This is a genomic window from Chloroflexota bacterium, assembly GCA_015478725.1.
Lineage (GTDB): Bacteria > Chloroflexota > Limnocylindria > Limnocylindrales > CSP1-4 > C-114.
On record JADMIG010000005.1, the window covers coordinates 35,678 to 53,146 of the forward strand.

The 17,469-nt window shown below is 70.9% G+C and carries 19 protein-coding genes; 8 read left to right on the forward strand and 11 right to left on the reverse strand.

Features of this window, described 5'->3' with window-relative positions; translation table 11 throughout:
- Positions 1-103: 103 nt before the first annotated feature.
- Complete coding sequence (locus tag IVW53_05720) at positions 104-1,084, reverse strand: D-glycerate dehydrogenase (protein ID MBF6605064.1); 981 nt, start codon at positions 1,082-1,084, stop codon at positions 104-106.
- An 11-nt stretch (positions 1,085-1,095) separates the two neighbouring features.
- Entirely contained in the window at positions 1,096-2,265 is a 1,170-nt protein-coding gene (locus IVW53_05725; GenBank protein MBF6605065.1) for a pyridoxal phosphate-dependent aminotransferase, read from the reverse strand.
- Positions 2,266-2,326: 61 nt separating this feature from the next.
- Here IVW53_05725 and IVW53_05730 point away from each other — a divergent pair, with 61 nt between their 5' ends.
- Positions 2,327-2,707, forward strand: coding sequence for a DUF2203 domain-containing protein (locus tag IVW53_05730; protein ID MBF6605066.1), 381 nt, complete (start codon positions 2,327-2,329; stop codon positions 2,705-2,707).
- 2 nt (positions 2,708-2,709) lie between these two features.
- Positions 2,710-3,099 carry a rhodanese-like domain-containing protein gene (locus IVW53_05735; protein MBF6605067.1) on the forward strand — a complete coding sequence of 130 codons (390 nt, stop codon included), beginning with the start codon at positions 2,710-2,712 and terminating at the stop codon, positions 3,097-3,099.
- Here IVW53_05735 and IVW53_05740 read toward each other — a convergent pair.
- From IVW53_05740 to IVW53_05765, 6 genes are read right to left on the reverse strand one after another with little or no spacing between them, the layout of a single operon-like run.
- Positions 3,084-4,568 carry a hypothetical protein gene (locus tag IVW53_05740; protein ID MBF6605068.1) on the reverse strand — a complete coding sequence of 495 codons (1,485 nt, stop codon included), beginning with the start codon at positions 4,566-4,568 and terminating at the stop codon, positions 3,084-3,086. The two genes, IVW53_05735 and IVW53_05740, sit on opposite strands and share 16 nt — an antisense overlap.
- Before the next feature lie 44 nt (positions 4,569-4,612).
- On the reverse strand, positions 4,613-5,668 hold the full coding sequence (locus IVW53_05745) for a cupredoxin domain-containing protein (GenBank protein MBF6605069.1): 1,056 nt from the start codon (positions 5,666-5,668) through the stop codon (positions 4,613-4,615).
- A 34-nt stretch (positions 5,669-5,702) separates the two neighbouring features.
- Positions 5,703-6,377: a Rieske 2Fe-2S domain-containing protein gene (locus IVW53_05750; GenBank protein ID MBF6605070.1), complete on the reverse strand. Its 675-nt coding sequence runs from the start codon at positions 6,375-6,377 to the stop codon at positions 5,703-5,705.
- 19 nt (positions 6,378-6,396) lie between these two features.
- On the reverse strand, positions 6,397-6,999 hold the full coding sequence (locus tag IVW53_05755; protein ID MBF6605071.1) for a hypothetical protein: 603 nt from the start codon (positions 6,997-6,999) through the stop codon (positions 6,397-6,399).
- The gene (locus IVW53_05760) at positions 6,996-7,724 is read right to left on the reverse strand and encodes a cytochrome b N-terminal domain-containing protein (protein ID MBF6605072.1); all 729 of its coding nucleotides are present in this window, start codon (positions 7,722-7,724) and stop codon (positions 6,996-6,998) included. The genes IVW53_05755 and IVW53_05760 overlap by 4 nt, the downstream gene beginning before the upstream one ends.
- Complete coding sequence (locus IVW53_05765; GenBank protein ID MBF6605073.1) at positions 7,721-9,556, reverse strand: FAD-dependent oxidoreductase; 1,836 nt, start codon at positions 9,554-9,556, stop codon at positions 7,721-7,723. The genes IVW53_05760 and IVW53_05765 overlap by 4 nt, the downstream gene beginning before the upstream one ends.
- Before the next feature lie 503 nt (positions 9,557-10,059).
- Here IVW53_05765 and IVW53_05770 point away from each other — a divergent pair.
- Positions 10,060-11,844, forward strand: coding sequence for a hypothetical protein (locus tag IVW53_05770; GenBank protein MBF6605074.1), 1,785 nt, complete (start codon positions 10,060-10,062; stop codon positions 11,842-11,844).
- A gap of 6 nt (positions 11,845-11,850) precedes the next feature.
- Here IVW53_05770 and IVW53_05775 read toward each other — a convergent pair whose 3' ends face one another.
- The 3 genes from IVW53_05775 to IVW53_05785 all read right to left on the reverse strand — a co-directional run bounded on the left by IVW53_05775 (position 11,851) and on the right by IVW53_05785 (position 13,925).
- The gene (locus IVW53_05775) at positions 11,851-12,621 is read right to left on the reverse strand and encodes a PIG-L family deacetylase (GenBank protein ID MBF6605075.1); all 771 of its coding nucleotides are present in this window, start codon (positions 12,619-12,621) and stop codon (positions 11,851-11,853) included.
- A 117-nt stretch (positions 12,622-12,738) separates the two neighbouring features.
- Positions 12,739-13,218 (reverse strand): peroxiredoxin, encoded by a 480-nt coding sequence (locus tag IVW53_05780; GenBank protein ID MBF6605076.1) that lies wholly within the window; start codon positions 13,216-13,218, stop codon positions 12,739-12,741.
- A 2-nt stretch (positions 13,219-13,220) separates the two neighbouring features.
- On the reverse strand, positions 13,221-13,925 hold the full coding sequence (locus IVW53_05785) for a thiamine diphosphokinase (GenBank protein ID MBF6605077.1): 705 nt from the start codon (positions 13,923-13,925) through the stop codon (positions 13,221-13,223).
- Positions 13,926-14,038: 113 nt separating this feature from the next.
- Between IVW53_05785 and IVW53_05790 the strand changes: the two genes are divergently transcribed.
- From IVW53_05790 to IVW53_05810, 5 genes are all read left to right on the forward strand, one after another.
- Positions 14,039-14,593 (forward strand): YbaK/EbsC family protein, encoded by a 555-nt coding sequence (locus tag IVW53_05790; GenBank protein ID MBF6605078.1) that lies wholly within the window; start codon positions 14,039-14,041, stop codon positions 14,591-14,593.
- 173 nt (positions 14,594-14,766) lie between these two features.
- Positions 14,767-15,177 carry a hypothetical protein gene (locus IVW53_05795; protein ID MBF6605079.1) on the forward strand — a complete coding sequence of 137 codons (411 nt, stop codon included), beginning with the start codon at positions 14,767-14,769 and terminating at the stop codon, positions 15,175-15,177.
- Between the two features lie 258 nt (positions 15,178-15,435).
- Positions 15,436-16,152 (forward strand): hypothetical protein, encoded by a 717-nt coding sequence (locus IVW53_05800; protein MBF6605080.1) that lies wholly within the window; start codon positions 15,436-15,438, stop codon positions 16,150-16,152.
- The gene (locus IVW53_05805; GenBank protein ID MBF6605081.1) at positions 16,149-16,562 is read left to right on the forward strand and encodes a hypothetical protein; all 414 of its coding nucleotides are present in this window, start codon (positions 16,149-16,151) and stop codon (positions 16,560-16,562) included. The genes IVW53_05800 and IVW53_05805 overlap by 4 nt, the downstream gene beginning before the upstream one ends.
- 15 nt (positions 16,563-16,577) lie before the next feature.
- A complete protein-coding gene (locus tag IVW53_05810; GenBank protein ID MBF6605082.1) occupies positions 16,578-17,444 on the forward strand; it encodes a M23 family metallopeptidase in 867 nt (288 codons plus the stop codon).
- Positions 17,445-17,469 lie beyond the last annotated feature (25 nt).

Consider the following 17,469-nt stretch of genomic DNA (forward strand, 5'->3'; position numbering starts at 1 on the left):
CGGAGGGCTCGATCCGATGGGCATCCTCGTCAACGACGTGTCCGGCAATCACCGGGAGCGGCCCGTCGGGAGTCTACCGGACCGGAGTCTACCGGACGGGAGTCTACCGGACCCCCGGGTTGACGGGGGTCGGGAGCCGCTCGCCGCGTACGCCGGCGATGAGATTCGCGGCCGCCATCTCGGCCATCCGGCCGCGGGTCGCGTGCGTCGCCGACGCGATGTGGGGGACGACGAGGCACTGGTCGAGCGAGAGGAGCGGATCGTCCGGCGCGATCGGCTCCGGATCGGTCACGTCGAGCGCGGCTCCCGCGATCACCCCGTCCCGGAGCGCCTCGTACAGCGCCCGCTGGTCGACGACCGGGCCGCGCGCCGTGTTGACGAGGATCGCTGTCGGCCGCATCGATCGAAGGCGCGCCGCATCGATGAGCCCGCGCGTCTCCGCCGTCAGGTTGACGTGGAGCGAGACGAAGTCCGAGTGGGCGAGGAGCTCGTCGAGGTCCACCCGCGTCACCCCGAGCGCCCGTTCGGTCTCTTCCGGCACCGGCGTCCGGTTGTGATAGAGGACCGTCATCCCGAACCCGGAGGCACGCCGGGCAACAGCCTGCCCGATCCGCCCGAAGCCCACGATCCCGAGCGTCGCGCCGTGGATGTCCGCGCCGAGGAGGAGGAGCGGGCCCCACGTCCGCCATCCCCCCGTCCGGACGAACCGATCGCCCTCCGGGAGTCGCCGGCCGGCGGCCATGAGGAGGGCGAAGGCGAAGTCGGCGGTCGTCTCGGTGAGTGCACCCGGCGTGTTCCCGACCGCGACGCCCCGCGCCGTGCACGCCGCAACGTCGACGTTGTCATAGCCCACCGCGTAGTTGCTCACGACTCGCAGTCGCGGGCCCGCCACGTCGAGCAGCTCGCTGTCGACCCGATCGGTGAGGAGGGTGAGGATCCCGTCGCGACCGGCGACGCCGGCGAGGAGATCCGCCCGCGATGGTGGCAGCTCGTCCTCCCAGACGAGCGCCTCGCAGGTGTCGCGGATCGAGGCGAGGCCGGCCTCCGGGATCCGGCGCGCGACGAAGACACGCGGCCGGTCCACCACGCCGGGTCTCAGACGGCGACCGTCGCGAGGACGGCCCGGATCCGCCCGAGTGCCTCGGCGATCTTCGCCTGCGAGTTCGCGTAGCTGATCCGGACGTGGCTCCGGCCCACCTGCCCGAACGCCGTGCCGGCGAGGAGCGAGACACCGCCCTCGTAGAGCATCGCGTCGGCGAAACGCTCGCCGGTCATCCCCGTCCCTGACACGTCCGGGAAGACGTAGAAGGCGCCCTCGGGACGGAGACACGAGATCCCCGGGATCGCATTGAGGCCGTCGACGATGAGCTCCCGGCGGATCCGGAACTCGCGGACCATCGCGTCGACCGAGTCCTGCGGTCCGAGGAGCGCCTCCGCGGCGGCGACCTGGCTGAACGAGCTCGTGCAGCTGACGCTGTTGATGATGAGCCCGCTGAACGCGGCGACGAGCGGCTCCGGGACGATCGCGTAGCCGAGCCGCCAGCCGGTCATCGCGAACGTCTTCGAGAAGCCGTCGAGGACGATGGTCCGCTCGGCCATGCCCGGCAGGCTCGCGATCGAGACGTGCTCCCCGTCGTAGACGATCCGGCCGTAGATCTCGTCGGCGAGGACCACGAGATCGTGCTCGATCGCGATCGCGGCGATCGCCTCGAGATCCGCTCGCGGGATGACGCCGCCGGTGGGATTGGCCGGCGAGTTGAAGATGAGGAGGCGCGTCCGCGGGCTCACGAGGCGGGCGATCTCCTCCGGGTCCATCCTGAAGCCGTGCTCCTGGCGGATCGGGACCGGGACCGCGGTCGCTCCCACGAAGCGCGCCATCGACTCGTAGATCGGGAAGCCGGGATCCGGGTAGATCACCTCGTCGCCCGCGTCGACGAGGCCGAGGATGGCGTAGAACATGATCGGCTTCGCACCCGGCGTGACGACCACCCGATCGGCGACGACCGGGAAGCCCTTGCGGCGCGACGCGTCGAGGGCGACCGCCTCGCGCAGGACGGGCAGGCCGAGCGCCGGGCCGTAGTGGGTCCAGCCGTCGGCGAGGGCTCGATCTGCCGCCGCCCGGATGTTCGGCGGCGTGTCGAAGTCGGGCTCGCCGATCTCCAGGTGGATGATGTCGCGCCCGGTCGCCTCGAGGGCGCGAGCGCGAGCGGCCGCGGCGAACGCGGTCTCGGTGCCGAGTCGTTCCATCCGTGAGGCGAGGCGCATCGGTGCATCCTAGAGCATTGACGTCCCGACGATCCCCTCGTCCTGGGGTACGATCCCGACCGTGACGACGTTCTACGACATCGACGCCGCGAACGCCCGGCTGCCGCTGGTCCGCGACCTCCTCACGCTCCTTCGCGAGGCGCGGGCCGAGCTCATCCGCCTCCGGGATCTCGCCGCGGATCCCGGCGTGGACGAAGCCGAGCTGCGGCGGCTGCGCCTGCGGATGCAGGGCATCATCGACCAGATGCAGGCGGCGGTCGTCCGACTCGACGCGATGAGCATCACCCTCCGCGACATCGAGAGCGGCCTCATCGACTTTCCGGCCCTCGTCAACGGCCGCCAGGTCTGCCTCTGCTGGCGGCTCGGCGAGCACGAGGTCGTCTGGTGGCACGAGCTGAGCGCCGGTTTCGCCGGCCGGCGCGAGCTCGCCGAGCTCGTCTGACGATGGGCCCCGCATCCCGGACCCCATCGATCGACCCGTCGACGGCGGACGCCCGACGCCGTTCGACCGAGACGCCGAGCCCGGTCTTGCTCGACGTCCGGGAGGCGGACGAGCACCGCAGCGGTCGACCCGAGGGCGCCGTCCTCGCCCCACTGTCCACGCTCGCGGCCCGACTCGGCGAGATCCCGCGCGACCGCCCGATCTTTGTCATCTGCCACTCGGGCGGGCGGTCCGCGACGGTGACCGACTACCTGCTCGCGAACGGCTGGTCGGACGTCCTCAACGTCGGCGGCGGGATGATCGCCTGGGAGCGCGCCGGCATGCCTGTTCGGACCGGCCACCGGACGCCCTGGAGTACGAACTCCCGGCGTGAGCGTCAGCCGCCGGCGTGACCGCGGCGCGCGCGGATGCGCCGGATGAGCGCCCGGGTCTGCTCCTTGTGGGCAAGCGCCCAGCCGATGAGGATGAGCAGGACGAAGTTCACCGTCGCGACCCCGGCCGCGGCGAGGTAGCCGAGCTGCTGGCCGATCTCACCGTCGATCTTGAGGGCCGGGATCGTCACACCGAACGGTCCGCCGAGCTGGAAGAACGGGGGCATCGGCGCGAGGTTCGCGCGGACGCTCGCCGCCGTCACCCCGTCCGCCGTGGCTCCGCCGATGAGGTACGCGTTCGACCCGGAGGCGACCGCCGAGCTGCCGGCGAGTCCGCCGGCCGGCAGATCCATCTGCGGCAGCTCGCTCCATCCGGTGATCGCGCCGTTCGGGTCCGGCGTCGTCCACCAGGCCTCGCTCCGCGGCGTCGTGCCATCCGTCCCGCCCACGAGGTAGAGCGAGCCGTTCGCCGTGAATCCGGCGGCATCCGTGCGGGGTGCCGGGAGGTTCGCCCCGGCGTTGCTGGGCGTGCCCCAGCGGACGACGGACCCGGCCTGAGTGCCGCTGCCGAGGTCGCCGCGCTGGACGACCGCCGTGGGGCCCTTCGCGTCCACGCCGCCGTAGACGAAAATCGATGGGCCGGTGAGGATCGCCGTCCCGTCGGCTCGCGGCGCGACGAGCGGTGCGTTCGTCTGCCATGTCCCGAGGTTGCCCTTGGCGTCCACGGTCGACTTCCAGACGGTCGTCGTTGGACCGGTCGCGTCACGACCCCCGACAAGGATGACGCCGTCGCTCGCCGCGATGAACGCGGTCCCGTCGCGCGGCGCCGGCAACGTGAGGTTCGGGCGCTTGGTCGTCCCGTCCGCGGCCGTCCCCCCGTCGGCGACCTGCCACTGGCCGAGGGCGCCCGTCTTCGCGTCCGGCGTGATGTAGTACGCGGTCGTCGTCGGGGCGCCGGATGCGTCCGCGCCGCCGATCACAAGGACGGAACCACCGAAGAACCCGGCCGCGACCTTCGTTCGGGGCGCCGGCAGCGCCGGGCCCTGGCGCCAGGCCGAGAAGTTGCCGGTCGAGTACAGGTCCGCCTCGAAGACCGTCGACGTGGCCGTCGTCCCATCCGTCCCGCCGATGTAGAGGAGGTGGGTCCCGACCTGGACAGCCGTGCCGTCCCGGCGGCCTGCAGGCAGTGCGAGGTCCTTCGGCGAGACCTGCCAGGGGAGGAAGGCGCCCTCTGGCGCCGGGCACGGCAGGGTCTGGTTCGACGCCGGACAGAAGTTCACCGGCGTGAGTGCGTCGGCGCGGATGCCGATGGGGATCGTGGAGAACACGGTGAAGTAATACGCCCGGTCGGGGATGTAGCCGAGGATGAGGATGATGAAGATGAACCAGCCGAAGGCCTTGAGGGACGCCCAGGCCCAGCCGTCACGGTCGAGCAGACCGAACATCGCCCGCCGTTTCGTCGCACCGCGTCCGAGCGCCTGCTGCGCCATCGTCCTCCATCCTCACCGCCGACCCATGCGGTCCGCGGGCCCGTCTACTTGACCGTGAGCGTCCCCGTCATGTTCGGGTGGACCGTGCATTGGAAGGGATACGTTCCCGCCGCGAGGGCCGGGACGGCGTAGGTCGTCTTGATCACGCCGGTGACGATGGCCCCCTTGAAGACGACGGCGCCCGTCGAATCCTTGATCTCCACGTTGTGGGGAATGCCGGCGTCCTGGTTGTCGAACGCGATCGCGAACGCCTGACCGGCCGGTGCCGTCACGGCGGTCGTCGTGAAGGCGATGCCCTGGGCCGTGATGTCCACGGTCGTCGCGCCCGGGGCGGGCGTGGGGGCCGGACTCGAGCCACTCGATGCGCCGCTCGAGAAGGCGGAGCTCCAGCAGTCCGGGAACGGCGTCGCGCCGGGGGCCGGCTTGTAGCTGGGATCCACCCAGCCGGTGAACGTCTCCACCTTGCCGGTCTTCGGGTCGATGACCGGCTCGTTCGTCGAGGGATCGCGAACGACGTACGTCTGCGTGTTCGTCGCCCGGAGGTAGGCGATGAGATCGTCGATCTGGGCGTAGTTCAGGGGACCGCCGTTGTCATTCGACCAGACGGGCATGAGGCTCTTGGCGTTGCCGCACACATAGCGGCCACCTTCGCGAAGGACGTTCGCCAGGTACGTCGGATTGAGGTGGGCGAAGAGCTTGTCCTGCTCGTTGAGCGGCGGAGCGCCGGCGTCGTTCGCGAAGCCCTGGCCGTTCACGCCGTGACAGCGGGCGCAGTTCGCCTGGTAGATGTTGTAGCCACGCTCGATGGACGTCACCTGCTGGGCGGCCACCTCCGCCCCGAGCCGACTGGTGTCGGGGACCCCCGGAACGCCGAGCTCGTAGAAGTAGTAGCCGATGACGAACAGGACGACGACGAGGACGGCGAGGAAGCCGACCCAGCGGGCGTTCGCCGTCTGTCGGACGATCCCGGCCGCGCGCTCCGGCGTCAGCTCGAAGGCGTGGGCGCTCGGCGGTGCGGTAAACCGCTCGGCCGGGGCGGGCACCGCGTCCGGTCGCCGTGCCGGGAGCTGCTGCCCGGGGCGTTCCGGCTGATCGGTCATCGGGGCGCTCGGCAGGTGGTCGCTGACGTCCGCATCAGATGCATCCGGTCGGCGACTTCGGCGGGATGAGGCCAGGCTGGCCGAGCGCGACAGGGAGCGGCCCCAGGGTGATCTTTCCGGTGTCGAGCCAGAGGGAGCCGTCGCCCTTCACGGTGGCCGAGAAGCGGTCCATGGACCGCGGGGCCGGACCGAACCGCGCCCCGTCCGCCTTGATCCCGAGGCGGTCGTAGCGCGACCCGTGGCAAGGGCACTCGAACCAGAAGTTCTTCAGGCACGGGTTCGGCCGGCAGCCCAGGTGCGGACAACGCTGGTAGAGCGGGCGGACGTTGAGCGCGGTCCCGTCGCCGGTCGTGTCCGTTCCCGGGACGAACTGCTGGCGGTTCGTGTCGACGAGCACGATGTACGCCCGGGCATCCGGCACGTAGGCCGGGAAGCCGTCGGCGATCGGCAGGTTGCTGTTGGCGAGCTTGAGATCGGCCAGGCTCCCGACCTTCACGATGCCGCCGAAGCCGCCGGCGAGGTTCGGCCAGAGGAAGCCGAGCGTGCCCGCCCCGAGCTCGGTCAGCCAGAGGGCCATCGCGCCGCCGACGGATCGCCGGATGAGCGATCGCCGGGACATGCCCTGGACCTGCTCGTGGCGGCGAGCCTTGAGCGCCTCCTTCGTGAGCGCCTGGGGGCGCGATGCGGGTTCGACCTGGTAGTTGCTCATCGGGTCGGGTGATCTGTCGTCACAGGTTGAAGTGGAGGCCGGGGGAGTCGATGAACGGGATGACGAAACTGTAGCCGGGGCCACGGAAGAACACGCCGATGAACGTCACGACGAGACCGAGCCCGCAGAAGAGAGTGAAGAGCATGACCGCGGTCTTCCGTTCGGACGGCCGGAAGGCGAGGACGTTGCCGCGGTCGACGAACGGGATGAGGGCGGCGCCGACGAGGACGAAGATCGGGGTGAGGGCGCCGGCGACCGTCGGGTGGAAGTACGCGAGCAGCTCCTGGAGGCCGAGGAAGTACCACGGCGCCTTCGCCACGGCGGGCGTGACATTGCCGTTCGCGAGCTCCTCGAGCGGCGCGTTGACGAACAGGCCCATGAGGAGCAGGAAGATACTCATCATCCCCGCGGCGAGGAACTCGATCGTCAGGAGATGCGGCCAGGTCATGACCGTGTCGTCCGGTTCCTTCTGGACGCGGACGACGGCATCCTGCTTGACCAGCGCGAGGAGCCGGTACGGACGGGCGGACATCGGCACCCGCTGCTTGTCGATCTCCGTCCGGCGGGACGGGTCGACCGGGGCGACGACGCGGCGCTCGGATGGCGGCTTCGTGTCCGTCATAGCGGGCCGGAGATCCCGCCGTCCTTGCGGATGCGCCAGAAATGGACCGCCAGGAAGATCGCCATGATGAGCGGCATGACCATGATGTGGAGGACATAGAACCGCAGCAGCGTGTTCTGGCCGACCTCCAGGCCGCCGAGGAGGAGGAGCTTGCTCGGCGTGTTGAAGAGCGGCGCGTAGCCGGCCATGTTCGTTCCGATCGTGATCGCCCAGTAGCTGATCTGGTCCCACGGCAGCAGGTAGCCCGTGAAGCTCACGAACAGGGTCGAGAAGAGGAGGACCACTCCGACGACCCAGTTGAACTCACGCGGCGGCTTGTATGCGCCGTGGTAGAAGACCCGCATCATGTGGAGGAAGACGAAGAAGACCATGAGGTGGGCCGCCCAGCGGTGGATGTTCCGGGTGAGCAGGCCGAAGGCGACGTGACTCTGGATGTTGAGGATGTCCGTGTAGGCGAGCTTGTCCGAGGGCACGTAGAAGAACATGAGATAGACGCCGGTCACGGTGAGGACGAGGAAGAGGAAGAAGCTCAACCCGCCGAGACAGAAGGTGTAGGCGAACTTCACGGCGTGCTGGCGGACCCGGACCGGGTGGATGTGGAGGAACACGTTGTTCATCACGGCGTACGCGCGCGACCGCTCGTCGCTCGGGTACGGCTGGCGGAACAGGGATCGCCACACGGCGCTCCGGCGGATGCTCTGGTCCACCCGCTCGAGGAAGCTCACCCATGCCCTCCTGCGACGCCCGCCAGACCGGCGAGTTGCGCGTCCCGGTACGACTCCTTGTAGAGCCGACCGTCCGTCGAGATCTCCTCGAGCTCGAACCGTTCCATCGTAATGGCGTCGAACGGGCATCGCTTGACGCAGAGAGCACAGCGGATGCAGCGCTCCTCATCGAGGATCATCGCCGCGCCCTGGCTCCAGCCGTACGCCTCCTCGACTTCCGGCAGGACCCCCTCGGACTTGAGCTGGTTCACGTCCACCATGTGGATGACGCCCTCCGGACAGACATCCGCACAGGCGCCGCAGAGGACGCAGCGGAACGGATCGAACCAGATGTTGAAGTTGCACATGAGGCACCGCGTCGACTCGGCGACCGCCTGGTTCGTCGTGTAGCCGAGCTCGACCGGGGTGGTGAAGTTCACCTCCGGCTGGGTCGACGGCATGCGCGCGGCGAGCGGTGCCATCGGGATGTGCTGGCGCGGCAGGACGTCGTACAGCTCGGGCATGTCGTGGCGCCACGAGCTCGTGATCCTGACGTTCGCGGCGACGGTCACGTCCTGGCGACCGCTGAGATAGCGATCGATCGCATAGGCGCACTTCTTGCCGTGACCGGCCGCCTCGATGAGGGTCGTGGGGCCGGTCACGAAATCGCCACAGGCAAAGACACCCCGGACGTTCGTGGCGTACGTGGCGGGGTCCACCTTGACCCGTCCGCGGTTGATCTCGAAGCTCGCCTCGACCGGCAGGAACGTCAGGTCCGCGGCCTGCGAGACGGCCGGGATCACCGTGTCCGCCTTGACGACGAAGTCGGAGCCGGGGATCGGGACGGGCGAACGACGACCGGATGCGTCCGGCTCGCCGAGCTTGTTGCGGATGAACCGCACGCCGGTGAGATGGCCGTCCTCGCCGATGAGCTCGACGGGGCTGACGAGGAATTCCATCCGCACGCCCTCGCGCTCGGTCTCGCCGAGCTCCTCCTCGTCCACCACGAGCTCGGAACGCGTCCGGCGATAGGCGATCGTCACGTGCTCCGCGCCATGGCGAAGGCTCGTCCGCGAGCAGTCCATCGCGGTGTACCCGCCGCCGATGACGACCACGTCGTTGCCGACCTCGAGCGGCTGGCCCAGGTTCGCCCGCTTCATGAAGTCGACGCCGTACTGAACGCCCGCGAGCTCCGAGCCCGGGACGTCGAGCTCGACGGCGTTCATCGCGCCGGCAGTGATCGCGACGGCGTCGAACTCCGCTTGCAGGCCCTCGAACGTGATCTCCGTGCCGATCGTCGTGTTGAATCGGAACGTGACCCCGAGCCGTTCGATGAGCCGGACGTCCATCTCGATCGCCTCGCGCGGGAGACGGAAGGCCGGGACCCCGATCAGCATCGTCCCGCCGGCGTACGGCAGGCTGTCGAAGACGGTGACGCCGAACCCCTTGAGGGCGAGCTCGCGAGCGACGGAGAGACCGGCCGGCCCGGCGCCGACCACGGCGACCCGCTCGTCGCGGGCCGTGATCCGCGGCATGACGTCCGGGATCCCGGACGCCTCGTGCCATTCGACGAGGAACCGCTTCATCGCCCGGATCGCGAGCGGGCGATCGATGTCACCGCGCCTACAGGCGCGCTCGCACGGAGCCGAACAGACGTACGAGCACATCGCGGCGACCGGGTTGGGATCCCGGCTGAGGATGTAGCCCTCCTCGAATCGTCCCTCGGCCGCGAGGTTGAGATAGCCGCGGCAGTTCGTCCCGACCGGGCACGCTTCCTGGCACTCGATGTTGCACTGGAGCCAGGACGCGTCGACCGGTTGAACGAGGAATTCCTGGTACGGGTCGATGGCCACGAGGTGGTCGAGCCTCTCCTGCGTGAGCGGATGCGAGGGGGACGAAACGGGGGCGCGCGCCGATCAGCGGCTCTCGGAATCTACCATCCGCGTCGGAACGGGCGCAAAACGTTGCCCGGCGGCCGTCCTCCGAGCGCCGCGGCGTTTGTCTCAACCGCTCATCCCCGGAGCCTTCGAGTCGGGAGCGAGGTCCGGCAGGCCCGGCCTGACCTGCCAGGATGCCTGGCCAAGCGTGGTCGACCCCCGCGGAGGCCGCCATTCGACGCGGATCCGTACCGAACGTTCTGCCGGCGAGCGAACGAGACCTCGGCGACGCGCTCCGTCCTCCGACCGCCCGACCGCCCGACTGCCTCTCGGACGATCGCGACGGGCCGCTGGGACACCGATCGGCGACACCGAATGGATCGTTCGTCGGGTTGACCCCACACCGAGTGGCAGCTACGCTGCGGGACGGGTGAGGCGTCGGCATGGGACACGAGCCGGGTCGGTCGAGGAGGTCGGCGGTGGTCGCGAGCGAGTTCGCATTCCTGGTGCTCGGACTGATCCTCGGGATCCCGAGCGGCGCGGCCATCCTCGTCGTCATCCGGGCTCGGCCGCAGACCCCGCATGAGGTCCGCCTCATCGTCGCCCCGGACAGTGTGCCCCGGCGGCGACCCTCCACGCTTGCCCACGACCCGTTCTCGGCCCGGGAACCGGCGATCGCGACGGCGGGGCCAGCGGACGTCGAGTGGCACGGCGGCCCGCCGGTGCCGGTCGGCGGAGCCAGCGGTCGTACATCCGTTCGGCCGAGCGTCGCCGTCCCGGTGGCGGTCGGCCTGGATCCGGTGCTCGCCACGATCCGCCGCGGGGCGCCGATCGCCGCGAGCCGGGCCGTGGCTCAACGGGAGCCGAGCCGGACCGCGGCGGCGGCCGGGATCGCCATGCTCGAGACCGGGATCGAGGTGAGCTCACTCGAACGGGCGAGCGCAGCATCCGAACCCCGGGCGGTCGACGACGCGCCCACCGGCATCCAGGCGTCCGCGCCCGACGCCGAGCCCACCGGCATCCAGGCGTCCGCGCCCGACGCGACCTCCGCGACCTCCGCGACCTCCGCGACCTCCGCGGCACAATGTTCCGACGAGCGGCGAACGGTCGACGAACGATGTGCGCTCGCCGACCGGCTCGCCGCCGGAGCCGAGGCTGCGGCCGTGACCCTGCGGACCGCGCGTCGCGAGTACGACGACCATGCCGCCCGGGCGGATGCTGGCGCGGCGATCGCCGACGTGCGGTCGCAGCGAGCGGCGAAAGATGCTGCCCAGGCCGCGTTCCGCGAGGCGCGGGCAGTGGCGTCGACGCACGATCCCGTCGAGGCGGCCGCCCGGGCGTGGCTCCAGGAGATCAACCGGATCAACACGACCGCCCGCGAGGCGAGCTCCGATATGACCCTCGAGCGGGCGGCAGCGGTCGCCCTCATCGGGACGATCGAACACCTCACCGTGGAGGCGGATGCTGCCCGCGTGCAGGCCGAAGCGGCACAGACGGCCTGCCTCGAAGCGAGGGATGCCCTCGCGGCGTGCGAGGAACAGGCGGCCACGGCGAGCTCACCGCTCCAGCCGTCGCTCGCGCCGGACGAACCGCCGGGTCCCGGAGCCACCCCGGTCACGGCCGCAGGCGTCGCGACAGGCGTCGCCACGCAACCCGACGAGTCGGCGCTCGGCGGATCGCTCGTGACTGCGGCCATCGCCGAACGCTCGCGGGTCGGATCCGCGACGATCCTCCGCCTCCTGTCCGGCGATCGCAGCGCGCTCGACCGCGTCGCCGCGAACCTGTCCGCGGGCGACCCGGCGGAGGAGCACCGCTGGCGGCTCGCTCTGAGCGATCTCGTCGACGCCATCGTGGGCCGGGCGATCGAGGCATGCTCGTTCGTCTTCCCGGATGCACACCCGTTCTGGGGTCTGTTCCCGCCCGCCCAGAGCCACGACATCGCCCTCGCCCTCTCATCGCTCGGCTTCCGGACCGACAGATCGGGCAGCTTCATCGACGACCGGGCGCCGGGCCAGCGCGAGTTGTCGCTCGCGCTCGGCTATGCGGGGATCGACCCGATGCGGATCCGCCACTGGCCCACGGAAGCCGAGCTGCCGCTGCTCTATCGAGACGTGATCGTGGCGGCCGGCGAGTACCTCGTCGCGACGGCACCGGGGCTCACCCTCGGCGAACTCGTCGCGGTCCTCGGCCGGCAGGCTGACGCGCTCACGGATCTCTGGAATGCCTGGGGGACGATCCGGCCGCTGCTCATCGAACCGGCCTGACGGGGCTCACCCGCCGCCGTCCTCCTCGTCGTCGTCCTCCTCGTCGAGGATGATCCGGCGGAAGGACTCCGCCGCCGCGACACCGATCCGGGCGCCCTCCTCGGCGGCGGAGGATCGGATCCGGTCGGCAAGCCGCTCGGGTTCGCGGATCTGGCTCTCGTGGACCCGGAGGGCGTCGATCTTGCGGTCAACGGCCAAGCCCACGTCCACCCATACGTTCGGCTGTTCAGTCCAGAAGAGGTACAGGCGCCGGACCCGGTGCGCGGCAAGGCCGTCGCGGGCCAGCCAGGGGAATGCCATCGGGTTGCGCGCCGCCGGATAGGCGGCGTCCACCGCGGCGATCCCGGCGGTCCGGTGATCGGCGTGATTCACGCCTCCGTCCGTCCAGAACACCATCTCCGGGTCGTTGCACAGGATCGCGTCGGGGCGGAAGGCACGGATCTCGCGGACGAGATGCTCCCGGAGTGGCAGATCATTCGCCAGGGCGCCGTCCGGCTGGTGGAGGAAGACGACCTCGTCATAGCCGACGATCGCCGCGGCCGTTCGCTGCTCCCGTTCTCGTGTCGCGGCGAGAGCCAGGGGATCGGCGTCGGGATCCTCGCCGCCAGCGTCGCCGCTCGTGCAGCACACGAGGCGACCCACGGACCCCCCGGCGATCCAGCTGGCGGCGGTCGCCGCCGGCCCGAAGTCGGCGTCGTCGGGGTGGGCGACGATGACCATGAAGCGGGAGGGGCGCCAGTCTTCGACGACGGGCGATGCGGGTTGCGACGGTTTCATTCCTCGGGTAGCATCCCGGTCGAGGCTTCGCTCGTCTCCCCCCACGCGCGAAGCCTCATTCGATTCCTCCGCCCGACGCGATCGAGCTGCCGCCCGATCATCGGATCGACCGACCGGTCATCCGCGGGCCGCGTCGCGAAGCGATCGATAGGTCTCGAGGACCTCGGCCGCGTGACCATCCGCCTTCACCTTCGGCCAGACGTGCGCGATCCGTCCCTCCGGATCCACGAGGAAGCTCGAGCGGATGATCCCCTCGTATTCGCGTCCGTACGACTTCTTGAGCCCCCAGGCGCCGTAGACCTCGGCGACCCGATGACCGTCGTCCGCCAGGAGCGTGAACGGGAGCTCGAACTTCGCCCGGAACCGGGCATGGCTCGCGGCTCCGTCCGGACTGACGCCCCACACGGCGAGACCCTCGCCGGACGTCACCGGGTGGAGGTCGCGGAACTGGCACGCCTCCGTCGTGCACCCGGGCGTGTCGTCCTCGGGATAGAAATAGACGAGCGTCCATCCGCCGTGCTGTTCGGTGAGTCGGTGGAGCACGCCCTCGTCGTCCGCGAGTGCGACCTCGGGGGCCAGGTCGCCGGTCGCCGGCATGCTCATCGCGTCAGCGTAGCAGGGGCCTCGACGATGAGCAGTCGGCCCGCCCGGATGGCGACGGTCGCGCGTCGCCCGAGCCGGATGTTCGAGATCCCTCGCGCGGGACCAAGGCGGAGCGGCTCGTCGGAGAGCGGATAGCGGAGGCCGGACGTTGTCACGCCCATGACGTCGTCGCCGAGCGGCAGGAGCGACACGAGATCGCCGGGCCGTCCCTCGAGCTCCCGGCTGGCTGGGCCGCGAAGGAGGACGATGCGCGCCCGCGGGTCGACGATGGCCGGGCTGCGCTCGGCGAGGGCCGGGTGGGCGAGCAGCGCGACGTTCGCCAGGGCGTGATCGAACCGTGCACCGCCGAGCGCGCCGACGATGACGACCCCCGTCGCCCCGAGCTCGACGGCTGCCAGGATGGCCAGCTCGGTGTCCGATTCGTCCTTCGCGACAGGTGCGGTGCGGACCTCGACGCCGGCCGCCGCGAACCGGTCCAGGTCCTCCGCGCCGAGCGAGTCATCGTCGCCGACGATGAGGTCGATCGCGAACCCGAGCCGCTCCGCACCGCGAGCGCCGCCGTCCGCGGCGACCACGAGCGTCGCGCCGTCTGCCCATCCAGGCCACGCGGCGTCGATCGCCGCGCGATCCGGGACGTCCCCATCCGCGACGACGATCGCGAGGCGGCCGCCGGAAGCCGCGAGCCCGGTACGCTGGTCCACCGTCACATCCTACTCATCGACCCCTCCTCGACCGCGGGACCGCGCTGCCGGATCCCCGCAGCACCGAGAATCCCCGCCCAGGGCGGCCTGAGCCGCATGCTAGACTCCCGTCCGTGCCCGACGACGAGCTCCATCCCGCGATCCAGCGCGTCCTCGAGGCGGCCGCGCGGAAGGGGGTGACGCTCGAGGTCCGCGTCTTCCCGGAGACCACCCACACCGCGGCGGATGCCGCCGCTGCGGTGGGTGCGGAGCTCGGCCAGATCGTCAAGTCGCTCGTCTTCGTCGTCCCGGCTGATGGCGGGACCATCGAGCCGATCCTCTGCCTCGTGGCGGGCCCGAACCGCGTCGATCTCGCGCGGCTCGCTGCCGTCGTGGGGGATCAGCGCATCCGGCGGGCGAGCGCCCGCGAGGCGAACGAGCTCACCGGATTCGTCATCGGCGGCATCCCTCCGATCGGCCACGCCCGTGCGATCCGGACGATCATGGACCCCGATCTCGGACGGTTCCCCGTCGTCTGGGCCGCGGCCGGGACGGATACCGCGGTGTTCCCGGTCCCGCCGGCCACGCTCCGGACGCTCGCCAACGCGACGGTCGCGCCGATCGTGGAGGATCGCCCACGCGAACCTGCGGGCACGATCGAGGGGGCGAGGCAGGGGGCCGGCGCCTGAGTCCGGATCCCGGATCAGGGGAGGCACAGCAGGCCGTCGTCCAGTACCCGGGTGGGATCCGGGCCCGGTACCGCTGGGCGGGGAGCGGCGGCGCACGAGCGGTCTTCGCGCTCACGGAGGCCGGCGGCACACTCGAGGATCTCGGCCGCCTCGTCTCGGATGAGCCGGACCGGTTGTGCCGCGCGGAGGTCCGCGTCGAGCGGCCGGGCGGCGCCTGGGCGGTCCGGCTCGCCTCGGCGATCTCGGACGTCCCCCAGGGGATCCTCTGGGACGTCCCGGCGCTCCTCGTCGTGCGGTACGGCTTCGCCGCATATGGGCTCGAGTCGCGCAGCGGGATCCTCCGCTGGCTCCATCGGAGCGGAACGCCGCTCGTGACGGTCGTCGGCTCGCCGCGTCTCGAGCACATCCTCGTCCAGTCCGAGCTCGAGACGTTCGCCGTCGATGCGGATGGTGCCACCGTGTGGCGAGCGGCCCACTCGGACGTCGTGACGGCGGCGGAGCTCGTCGGCGGTCGTCTCGTCCTCACGAGCTTCAGCGGCGCCATGAGCGCGCTCGACCCGGTGACCGGACGGGCGGCAGGTTGAGGCGCACCGCCAGCAGCGCGGTCGGGATGTGGACGTTCGGTGGATAACCCGGCGGATAACCCGGCCGTTCGCATGGATCTCGTGGACAGACGGCGTTGACGTCGCGCGGTCGCAGGCCTAGCGTGGAACGCAGCCCGAAGGGGCCGAGCGTACGCTAACGGCTGAGATCGCCTCAAGGCCCACGCGTCGGGTAGGTTCCTTCGGGCCCTTCTGTGCCCTCCGGACTATCATCGCCGCCGTGACCCACCGGATCGAGCCGTGACCCCGCCCCTGCTCGCCGGCCTCGGTGTCGCGGTCCTCGTCGGAGCCGCCATCGTCCTCCGCTCGTTCGGCCCCGGCTACCGCATCGGCCGCCTCCTCGCCACCGTCCGGAGCGTTCCCATGGCGAGCGCCCTCGAGGCGGCTCGCGCAGCGGACGGGCGGTACCTCCGCATCGACGGCCGGATCGACTCGGAAACGGATTTCGAGGACGAGCACCACCGGCCGCTCGTCCTCCGCCGCTTCCGACTGGAAGTCCGCGAGGGTCGCGACTGGCGGGCCGTGGACGATCGACGGGAAGTGGTGCCATTCCAGGTCCGGAACGGCCTGAGCGCCATCGCCATCGATGCGGACGCATTGGACGAGGGCCTCGTCGTCATCCCGCGGGAGGCCGTGGGGACGGCGGCGGACGCCAGCGACCGCCTCCCGGCCGGCGTCCGCGAGGATGCCCCGACGCGGATGAGGATCCAGCAGGTGTCGTCGGTCGAACACGCGATCGTCCTCGGCGTGCCCGTCGAGCGCCCCGACGGCACGGTCACGATGACGGCGGGTGCCGGTCGTCCGCTCATCCTCTCGACGCTCGAACCGGACGAGGCGATCCGCATGCTCGCCGGTGGACGTCGAACGCGTCCGATCCTCGCGACCGTACTGCTCATCGTGGGCGCCGGATTCATCGCGATCGCGATCGGGTGGGCGCTCGTGGAAGCACTCCGATGATCGGCATTGCTTCCGCCCTGAACCCCCGACGAGCGTCCGGACTCACCCGGGCACGAACGATGCTCCTCGGCGCGATCCTCGCCGTCGTCGCGATCGTCCTTCTCGGCGCCGCCCAGGCCACCGCAACCGCTGCGCCCGGGCCCTCGGCTGCCACCGGAGCGGCCGTGCCGGCCGCGTCATCGGCGCCGCCCTCTGCTGCGCCGTCCGCCGCACCATCGGCGGCGATCGGTGGGGACATGCGCTCGGCCGGCGACGGACCCGGACTCGTCGGAGCGCCGTTCCTCGCGATCGGCGGTGTCGTCGTCCTCGGGCTCGTCGCCGCGGGCGCGACGCTCCTCTACGTCCACGTGACCACGGATCGTCGCCGTCCCGCTGACCGCCCCGACGAGACGGCCTCGACCCGACAGTGACGGAGCGCTGACGCGATGATGACACGCCGGATCGCCGCCGCATCGGTGGTCGTCATCGCCGCGCTCGCCGTCGCGATCGCGTCAGGTGCACTGTCCCTTCCGCCATCCGGTCTCGGCCCCGACCGGACGGCCGCGGTCGGCGGCACCTCCGCGATCGGTAGCCCTTCCGCGGTCGGCAGCACCTCCGCGGTCGGTAGCCCTTCCCCGGGCACCATCGGCGGCGCGCCGTCCGCGGTCGGCGGCGCGTCCGGTTCGACATCGGAATCGCCGGGGGCGGCGAGCGCCACGCCCGGCGGTCGCCTCGCCGGTGGCGCACCCACGTCGGCGCTCGGGTTCAGGCTTCGCGCGACGGTCGTCCCGATCGGGTATCCGCTGCCCGCGTCGGCGTCGTATCGCTACGGCCCAGGCTGGCACGCGTTCCGGCTCGGTGCCCCGCTGCCCTACGAGTCGGTCCTCGGGATCAGCCGCACGGGAGCGCTGCTCCGGGCTCACGACGGCGTCGACATCCAGGTCCGCGTCGGGACGCCGATCCTCGCGGCCTTCAGCGGTGTCGTCATCGACCCCCGGACCCACTGGTATCCGTGGGCGCCGCAGCTCTACGGGAACGTCGTCGTCATCCGCAGCACGGAACCCACATCGATCGGCTACTTCGCGATCAACGCCCACCTGTCCGTCGTGAGCGTCCGCGTCGGAGCCGTCGTCCGACGCGGCCAGGTCGTCGGTCGCACCGGAATCACCGGCAACGCCCGAGGGACGATCCCGCACCTCCACTTCGAGTTACGGGCGCCGTTCAAGATCGATCAGACGTGGGGCGGCGTCTTCCGCCGCATCGATAGCTTCGATCCCCTCCCGTCGCTGCTCGCCGCCGATCGGCACCCGTAGGACCATCGTTCTATTGGCAGGAACT